The organism is Dyella lipolytica (assembly GCF_030160075.1).
Classification (GTDB): domain Bacteria; phylum Pseudomonadota; class Gammaproteobacteria; order Xanthomonadales; family Rhodanobacteraceae; genus Dyella_B; species Dyella_B lipolytica.
Window position 1 is genome coordinate 1 of record NZ_BSNQ01000007.1, and the last position, 669, is coordinate 669.

A 669-nucleotide genomic window follows, 5' to 3' on the forward strand; every position below is an offset into this window, starting at 1 on the left:
GCGGAATTGGAAGGAAAGCAGCAGGCGCTGAAGCTTGCTTTGCTGCAGGCCTACTTCGGCGAAGGCGAAAATGTGAGCTCACATGAGGTACTGGCGCGGGTTGCCGGCGAAGTCGGGCTGGACGAGGCGAAAGCCCGCGAGGTGCTGGATAGCGGTCGCTATGCCGACGATGTCCGCGATCAGGAACGCTACTACCAGGAGCAGGGTATCCGCGCCGTGCCCTCGGTCATCATCAATGGACGCTATCTGATTCAGGGTGGTCAACCGCCCGAAGTATTCGAGCAGACCTTGCGGCAGATAGCCTCCGAGGCCCAAGGCACGACCTAGCGTTCGTTCGGACCCAGCGGACCGCAGCGGTGGTGGGGGACGTGAGACAATACAGCGTCCCGTTCTGCCCTACCCTGCATGCTGCGACTCACCGATATCAAGCTGCCGCTGGACCACGCCGAGGAGGCGCTGGCGGCGGCCATCCGCGCCCGGCTGCATGTCGGGGCGCAGGCTGTTCGCAGCTATACCGTGTTTCGCCGCGGCCACGATGCGCGCAAACGCGGTGCGATCCAGCTGATCTATACACTGGATGTGGATGTTGCCGATGAAGCAAAGCTGCTCCAGCGCTTTGCGGACGACCCGCATGTGCGCCCGACGCCCGACACGAACTATCGCTTTGTG

General features: G+C 62.9%; 1 protein-coding gene and 1 pseudogene. Both read left to right on the forward strand.

Going from position 1 to position 669, the window contains the following annotated elements:
- Positions 1-327: DsbA family oxidoreductase (locus QQL64_RS12980; RefSeq protein WP_284400341.1), on the forward strand; the 327-nt coding region annotated here is incomplete at its 5' end.
- 78 nt (positions 328-405) lie between these two features.
- Positions 406-669, forward strand: a pseudogene (locus QQL64_RS12985) (hypothetical protein); the annotation flags it as partial.